The sequence below is a fragment of the Nocardia aobensis NBRC 100429 genome (genome assembly GCF_000308375.1).
Classification (GTDB): domain Bacteria; phylum Actinomycetota; class Actinomycetes; order Mycobacteriales; family Mycobacteriaceae; genus Nocardia; species Nocardia aobensis.
This window is the reverse complement of the sequence record NZ_BAFQ01000199.1, coordinates 1-8,031: the sequence shown is the minus strand read 5'-3', so window position 1 is coordinate 8,031 and position 8,031 is coordinate 1. Positions and strand designations below refer to the sequence as shown.

General features: G+C 70.8%; 5 protein-coding genes. 1 reads left to right on the top strand and 4 read right to left on the bottom strand.

Features of this window, described 5'->3' with window-relative positions; translation table 11 throughout:
* Positions 1-336: 336 nt before the first annotated feature.
* The 4 genes from RJ03_RS25730 to RJ03_RS25715 form a co-directional block, all read right to left on the bottom strand.
* Positions 337-1,728 (bottom strand): S1 family peptidase, encoded by a 1,392-nt coding sequence (locus RJ03_RS25730; protein WP_083871330.1) that lies wholly within the window; start codon positions 1,726-1,728, stop codon positions 337-339.
* 183 nt (positions 1,729-1,911) lie between these two features.
* A complete protein-coding gene (locus RJ03_RS25725) occupies positions 1,912-3,030 on the bottom strand; it encodes a hypothetical protein (protein ID WP_036506597.1) in 1,119 nt (372 codons plus the stop codon).
* Positions 3,031-3,066: 36 nt separating this feature from the next.
* Complete coding sequence (locus RJ03_RS25720; protein WP_245552384.1) at positions 3,067-5,583, bottom strand: LuxR C-terminal-related transcriptional regulator; 2,517 nt, start codon at positions 5,581-5,583, stop codon at positions 3,067-3,069.
* Positions 5,584-5,589: 6 nt separating this feature from the next.
* Entirely contained in the window at positions 5,590-7,182 is a 1,593-nt protein-coding gene (locus RJ03_RS25715) for an Hsp70 family protein (protein ID WP_167332008.1), read from the bottom strand.
* Between the two features lie 433 nt (positions 7,183-7,615).
* Between RJ03_RS25715 and RJ03_RS35200 the strand changes: the two genes are divergently transcribed.
* The coding region (locus RJ03_RS35200) for an IniB N-terminal domain-containing protein (RefSeq protein ID WP_218001004.1) at positions 7,616-8,031 on the top strand (416 nt) is incomplete at its 3' end.

Genomic DNA, 8,031 nt, shown 5'->3' with positions numbered 1-8,031 from the left:
CAGCTCGGCGGGCAGGGCGGGCGCCGGGGCGGGCGCGGGGTCCGCGGAAGAGGTCGCCGCGAGCGGCCCGAGAACCAGAACCGCCGCCGAGGCGGCGACGGCCGCGCTGCGGAGGCGGGTGCGCGGGGCACGTCCCGCGGCGGACGAAAGTCGGATGCGTGGCAGGAGCATGAGGCGACTATATGGGGTTTGCGCGGCTATGCCTACTTGTCGCGGTCTTTGGCCGAACTCACACCGGGCATACCGGAAATCGATACCCGCTGTTCACCCGGCCCGGATCGCGCCGAGGGGCACGTTCGGCCTGCGAACGTGCCCCTCGGCGCGATGGAAGGATCGTCAGCCCACGTTCGGGCGAGTGCGCACCGTGATGCCGGCGCCCAGTCCGCCACCGGAATTGGCGTCGATATCGCTGAGGATCTGCCGGATCGGGATGCCCAGCGTGGCGGTGCCGCCGTACTGCGCCAGGTCCATGTTGGCGGCCTTGCAATCGGGTGCGTCGGCGGCGTTGGAACCGCTGGTGATGCCCAGGGCGAGGGTGCCCGAGACGATCGCGCCGCCGCTGTCGCCACCGAGGGTGCACGCCGAGCTGGCGAAGCCGCGCACCGTCTTGGATTCGCCCTCGGCGGTGAACAGTGCCGTCTCGACCCGGTCGGCGACCACGAATCCGCAGGTGAAGGTGGACGATTGGCCCGACTTGCAGATCGGGGCGCCGGTGATCGGCTCGGCGACTCCGGTCAGGGTGAGGGTGGTGCCGTTGGCGCCGCGCACCGAGGGCTGATCCATCCCGGCGGTGATCGCGCGCTCGTTGAGCTTGATCACCGAGTAGTCCAGTCCGGTGCTGCCGCCCAGTTGCGCCTTCACGAAGGTGCCGAATTGCGGGCTGGCCTTCAGATTGCGCAGATTCGGCAGGTAGACCCCGGCCTCGGAGTCGCCCTTGCCCACATTCGGATCACAGTGTCCGGCACTGATGTTCAGCGCGTTTCCCGCGGCGTCGATGCTGTTGAATCCGAAGGAGCAGACGTCCACCGACTTCAGCGCGGAATCGTCGAGGGAGGTGGGTGCGCTGATGTAGGTGTCACCGGCCATCGGGCGATGCTCGACCGGACCGCCGCCGTCGGGCGAGAGCACGACCTTGACGTTGGCGATCAGCGTCGGAAGGTTCAGCAGGTGACCGGCCGGGGTGTTCGCGACGCTCAGCACCAGCTGGCTGTTCAGGAAATCGATGGCGACCGAATTGATTCCGGCCGACAGTTCCCGCGGCAGCCCGCCGATCCACTTGACGAGCTGGTCGAGTGAGCTCTCCAAGTTGTCGGCCGAAATCGGTGCCAGGCGAGTCTGATAGCCGGCGGAGTTGGCGATGCGCGCGGCGTCGAGCGAGGTCACCGCCATCACCGGCTTACCGTCGGCGCCGAGCCAGGCACCGGCGAAGGCCTGCGGATGTGAGGACCGGAAGTCGCGGGCGTAGTCGCGCAACTGCTGAGCGCGGGCGGCGCGGTCCAGATACTCCGCGGGCGACATCTTCAGATCGCGGCCGATGGCCTGCACCAGTTCCGGCGGCAGCTGGTCGGCTGCCGACTGGGCGGGCGCGGGATCGGCGAACGCGGGCGATGTGGCGATCCACGGGCCGAGCAGAAGGGTCGAAGCGAGGGCGACAGCAGCGGTTTTCATCGACGCGCGTGCCACCGAGGCGCGTCCGATCGTGGCGCGACGCGCCGCCAACTTGCGCATGGAGTCCCTTCGTCAGGCACATACGTGCCGGCCACCCGTGGGCGGTAAACCATTGGGTGGCAACAGCCCTCGACCATCAAGCAGACCGTCCGCCCGGTGCAAAGTCCGGGACGACCGGTCAGCGCATCACTTTAGGGCACAACGGCGTGAGTTTCGCTACGAAATCATCACGGAGTTGGCGGACTACTGCACCTGGAAGCCCGGCAGCGGTAACTCCGGCAGGCCGCCGGGGGCGGTCGTGGTGGTCCGGGGTGTGGTCGTCGGCCGCCTGGACGTGGTCGTGGGCAAGCTGGGCGGCGCAGTGGTCGGGGTGACGGCCGGTGGCGGCGGAGGCGCAGGTGTGGTCTCCGTGGTGGTTTCGGGATACTCCTGCGGCTGCTGCTCGACCGTGGTGGCCGGTGGTGGCGGTGGCGGGGGCTGGATCGTCGTCGTCACCGGCTGGGTGCGGGCGTCGGCCTGTCCGGAGACATCGGAGGCGGGCACCTGCGTCGGGCTGCTGTCGCGATACATCAGTGCTACGGCGATCCCGCCGACGATCAGTCCCACGACGGCCGCCGCCGAGGCGATCAGCAGGGGTACGCGACGCTTCTTCACCGGTTCGGGCGGTGGGACCACCTCTGCCGCCGGAACGGCCACGGTCGGGGTGGCGGGGGCGGGCGGCGGTTCGACCGCCGGCACGGCCGCCGAATAGGCCTGCATGGTGGCGTCGGAGGCCTGCACCGCGGGCAGCACATCGGTGACCACCAGCGCGTTCTCGGCGCCGGCAGGATCGGGCGGAGTGGTTCCGGCCGGGGTGGCGAGCACGGCGGCCAGGGCCGCCCGGGCGGCATCGCGCGCGGGTCCGCGGCTGTCGCCGGCCGCGGGCAGGTCGGCCTCGCTGACCAGAACCACCGAACGCAAACCCAGGTAGTCGAGGGCCTCGCGCAAACCGCGCACATGCTCGGCGGGCCAGTCACCCGGGTGGGTGGCGTAGAACTCGGCCGGGCCGTTCAGATGTTCGGCGGCCAGGTTGATCAGGCAGAACATCGCGGTCGCCACCAGATCCTCGGCGCGGTAGGCCTCCCCGTCGTCCACGGTGATACCGGCGGGATCGCCGACCGCGCGAACGAATCCGGTGATCGAGTGGGTATGTCCGGGCGGCGCCTCACCGCCGAGTGCGGTGTCGCCGTCGTCGGACATGTGCAGCACCGACTCGCGCGCGATGTACAGGGGTTCGGGCGTCTCGTCGGTCTCGCCACCGCTGGTGACGATCGCCGCGACGCATTCGTCCTCGGCGATCCGCAGGCCCACCCCTGTGGCCATCCTCAATACCTCGCTTCGGTGTCTCGAGCGCGCCGATCACACGAGTAACGAACCGTGTCCCATTGCGCGGAGCATCGACAATAACTCCGAGCGCGACCCGGCCCCGATTCGACGCCGGATCCGCGCGACATGATGCTCCACCGTCTTCGCGGAGATGTACAGCCGAGCGCCGATTTCACGGTAGGTCAGGCCCAGCAGGACCAGTTCGGCCACTTCGCGCTCGCGTTCACTGAGGACCGAGGCGGCCGCCGGTTCGGGGGTCGTCGCGGCGCGCGGGGCGGCCGGGGTCCGCTCGGGCGCGGCCGAGGGCCGGGAGCCGGTGCGCACCGTGCGGGCCAGTTTCAGCAGGGCCGTCGCGGTGGCCGGATCGCCCGCGCTCAACGCCGCCTCACTGGCCAGCCGGGCGGCATCCCAGACCATGCCGATCGCGGCCAGGCGTCGGACCGCCGCCGTCACCCGATCCTCGGCGACCTCACCGCGCAGCACCAGCACCCAGGTGCGTCCCGCGTCGGCGAGGATCGCGGCATGCGGATCACCCGCCTGCGCAGCCGTTTTCAGCAGTCGAGCGGGCGGCATCAGTTCGTCCGGGCGCTCGTGCGCGATCGCGGCCTGAATCTCGTACCAGTGGAATACATTCGCCCACGCCGGGGGATTTCCCGCGCTGCGCAGCACATCTCGCGCCGCCTCCACCAGCCGGGTTATCCGCTCCTGTTCACCGAGGCGGATGGCGGCCAGCCACAGTTCACCGATCGGCAGCAGGGCGGGCAGGTCGGCGTCGACCTCGTCGAAGGTCGGATAGGCGGCCTCCCAGGCGCGCAGCAGGACGCCGTGATCACCCGCGCGGCGGGCCAGTCCGACCAGGACGCCGTGCGCGAGCAGCCGATCGCGCGGCGGCAGGGCGGTGGTGTCGACGGCCGCGACCGTCTTCGCCGCGGTCTGTTCGTCGCCACCGAGCATCGCCGTCCAGGCCGTCAGCACCCGGATCTGCGGATCGTGCGGATCGGTGCCGCGCAGAGCGTCGGCGGCGCGGCGGGGCTCGCCCATACTCAGGCACAGCAGTGTCGCCAGCGCGACCGGAGCGCACGGCAGCATGCGGTCCTCCGGCGCCGCGGTGCGGGCCAGCTGGATCAGGGCGGCCGCGGCCGAGGTTGCGGCACTGCGGGATTCGCCGGTGATGCTCTGCGCCAGCGCGGTCGCGAACCGACCGGTGCGGGCGTTGGTTTCCGTGGGCGGCCACTGTGCCGCCGAACCCGACACCGCCCGCGCGTCGCCGACCGCGCCGGCGAGGTGGAACACCGCCGCGGCGGTCGCCCAGTCGGCGCCGGTACGGGTCGTGCCGAGCCACGAATACAGCTGTACGGCCCGGCCGATCAGCCCGCGGCGAGCCTGGACGCTCGCGCAGATCCGCACGGCGGCGGCCAGTTCCGCGGGTTCGGCGTCGGTGCGCGCGAGCACGGGTTCGGCCAAGCGCAAGGCGGATTCGTCGTCGCCGCCGAATACCGCCGCGGTGGCGCGGGGGACGGCGATTCGCTGCGCCTCGTACCCACTGGCCACGGCGGCGGTGTAGTAGCGACTCGCCTCACTGCCCGCGTTGTCGGCCGCGGCGCGGAGGAATTCGGCAAGTCGCTCGTCGCGGACCCCGGATTCGGCGAGCTGCAGGGCCGTGTGGTCGCGCAGGAGCCCGGCCTCGAGACGGGCGGTGAGCAGGCGGCGCTGAATCGAGACGAACCGGCGTTCGCCGACCAGGGTGCGCAGCGGTTCGATGGCGGGACTCAGCAACAGGTCGGCGTCGGTGATCAGGGCTCCGGCGCGGGCCCGGTCGACGAGTCCGACCGCCGTCGCCTCGTCGGTGCCGAGCACCTCGGCCAGCTCACTCGGATCGAGGCCGGCGCCGGTCGTGGCGACCGTCAGGACCTCGAGCAGCTGCGGTTCGGTGTCGTCGAGAAGCGTTCGCGCCCACGAGGTCACGGCCTGATCGACCGCCTCGATTCCGCCCTCGAGCCGGGTGGCACACGCCGCCGTGAGCGCCGCCACCACACCACCGGGGATACCGCCGGTGTGCCGGTGGATGTGGTCGGCGACCGAGCGCGGCACGGTCATCCCCAATTCGCGGGCGAACGGAGCGATATCGGCGGTCCCCAGCGGGCGGAGTTCGACCACCCGGCCGCGCCGCGACACCGCGTCCGCCAGGGCGCGCAGGGCGGTGTCGTGCGGTTGCGGCCGGGTCGCGACGATGATCGTGCGCGGATCCGATTCCACGGCGGCACAGAGCTTTTCCAGCTGCAACTGGTCCAGGGTGTGCGCGTCGTCGACGACCACGGCGGCGCGGGTGTCCGGCGGCGTGGTCGTCGCGCTCACGTCGTCGAAACAGCCGATACCGCTGCGCCGCAATCTGTTTCGGACAGCCGTGAGCAGCGTGGTCTTCCCGGTGCCGCCCCGTCCCCGAATCAGGTAGACGAGCGGATCCGGCGAGCCCGAATCCAATTCCCGGAGAATCTCCCGCGCGCCCGGAATGGCGCCGAATGCGACCGCGAGGTTGCCGACCACTGTCACCGATCCTCAGTTGCCTTTGTGGGGCAGCACTTGGCCTGGGAGCTGCACGGCCGTGTCGACTGCGTTACCCGCCTGATCGAGCCCGTTGTTCAAGACGTTGCCCAGTGAACCGCCGGGAGAGCTCGGCACTGTGGGCTGGGAGGGAGCCGACGGCGCCGAGGGAGTCTGCACCGGCACCTGCGGCGGCGCCTGCGGTGCGGGGCTGTTGGGCGCGGGGGAATCGGGCGCCGGGGAATTCGGTGCCGGAGCGTTCGGCGCGGGCGCCGCGGCGGATTCGGGTGCGGGAGCATTCGCCCCCGCCGGATTCGGAGCGGGCGAGTTCGCCGCTGCCGTGCCCGCGGCCGGGGTCCCCGCGGAGTTGTCGGCGGCCGTGCCGGTGTGGTTCGCGGCCGTCGCCGGGTTGCCCGCCGTCGGATGCGCGGGGTCGGTGGCGCCGGCCGGGGCGACTCCGGCCGAGGTCGACGCCGCATGAGCCGCGGATGTCGCCGCCGCGGGGGAGGGCGACGAGTTCGAGGGACTTCCCGCGGTGCCCAGGGCCAGGGTGCCGGTGGCGACCGCGCCCACGGCGATCGCGGCGCCGGCGATGAAGGCGACGCGGCGCCACCGGCTGGTTCCGTACGGCGCGGTATCGGCCGGCGGCGGTTCGACGGTGGCCCGGTCGCCGACCGCCGGCAGGGCCGTGGTCGTGGCGTCGTCGGAAACCGGTTGCGCCTCAGCGAAATCGGGCTGGAAATCGGGTACGGCCAGGTCCGCGGCATGACGCCGAGATTCGGTGTACAGGTCCGCGGCGAGCAAGGTCGCTCCGCGCGCGCTGAGCGAACCGGGATCGGCGACGGGGGCGATCGGGATCGCGAACTCGCCGGAGATCAGTTCGGTGAGCAGGCCGATCGAAGCGCCGCCGCCGGTGAGCAGAATTCGGCCCACCTGGTCGATGCCCACCCCCGCGCGGCGGACCGCCTCGTGCACGAGGCTCAGCGAATCCGCGAGCGGACCGCGGAACAGATCCTCCACGTCGTCCCGGACCAGGCGTACATCGCGCGCGATACCGGCCAGGCGGACCGGCACCACCGTGGCGGTGTCGGTCGAAAGCCGGTGTTTCGCATCGGCGCAACGGTTTCGCAGTATCGACAATTCGCGTTCGACAACCGGGTCGAACGGATCGAAATCCGTTTCTCCCAATGCATTTGCCAGCACGTAGCGCATCGTCAGCAGATCGAATTCGGCGCCGGACACCTCGGTGGAGCGAACCGGTTCGCCCAGTAGTCCCGAGTGCGGACCGGAACCGACCACCGAGACCGTGGTACCGGTGGCGCCGGAGTCGTAGACCACAACCGGGGTATCGGCCGGGAAGGGAGTGCTCGCCTCGAGCCGGCGGAGCGCGGCGAGCGGTTCGGAGACCAGGACCACCGCCTCTGCGCCGGCGCGGTCGAGCGCGCGGCGCTGGGCCTCGACGATGTGTGCCGGCCACCACGCCGGCACCGTCGCGACCGTGGAATCCGGATCGAAATCGGCGACGACCTGGGAGATCGTTTCGGCGACCAGATCGGCGGCAGCGACCGAGGAGCCGTCGGGCAGGAGGATATCGACCGGATCGCCCACGCGGGACAATAGATTCTCCGACAATTCGGGCGCCGATCCGAAACGGTGGCGACGAATGTGAACAGAGACATTTTCCGGGTCGGCGCTCGCGGAAGTGGAGCCGGTCGCGGCAACCGTGCGCGACGACCCGACCGTGATGCCGAGCGTCAGGCCCTGTGTCATTCGAGAACCCCTGTCGTTGGTATTTGCGGTCGTCACGAATATTTACGGTCGTCACGATCTATCCCACTGTCGGTTGCCGGGGGGCCGTCGTTACCGCTGATCCGGAAGGTTCGGGGAAAGTCCCCTAATGCTCCCGAATCCCCTATCGGCACCGATACGGAAATCAGGGGATTCGCCCCGTTTCGCGTAACGCCGGAGCTTCTTAGCGTGAAAGGCAATTCGACTGCTGCGGATCGACACGATGGTCCGCCGATCCAGGAGACGATCTGCGATGACCCCGAACGCCATTCTCGAATTCATCCTCAACCTGTTGCGCGACCACGAGGCCGCCGTCGGTTACTGCACCAACCCGACCGAATCGCTGTGCGCGGCCGGGCTGGAGGCGGTGACGCCGGAAGATATCGCCGCCGTGGCGCCGATGGTCGCCGAATCCGCCCTGGTCACCGGCGGCTCGCAGCTCGCCGCCATCGTGGCGGCCGGGGGCGGGGCGGCCGCCAACGGTGGACTCGGCGCGGCGGCCGGTGGTAGCGGCGGGCTCGCCGGTGGTGTGGCCGGCGAGGCGGGGGCGATCAGTGAAGCCAACCTGGGAGCCGGGGCCGCGCTCGGCGGAGAAACCGGAATCGAGGCCGGTACGGGCCTCGGACTCGGCGCGGGACTCGGCGCCGACCTGGGGCGGGCGTGTCCGCC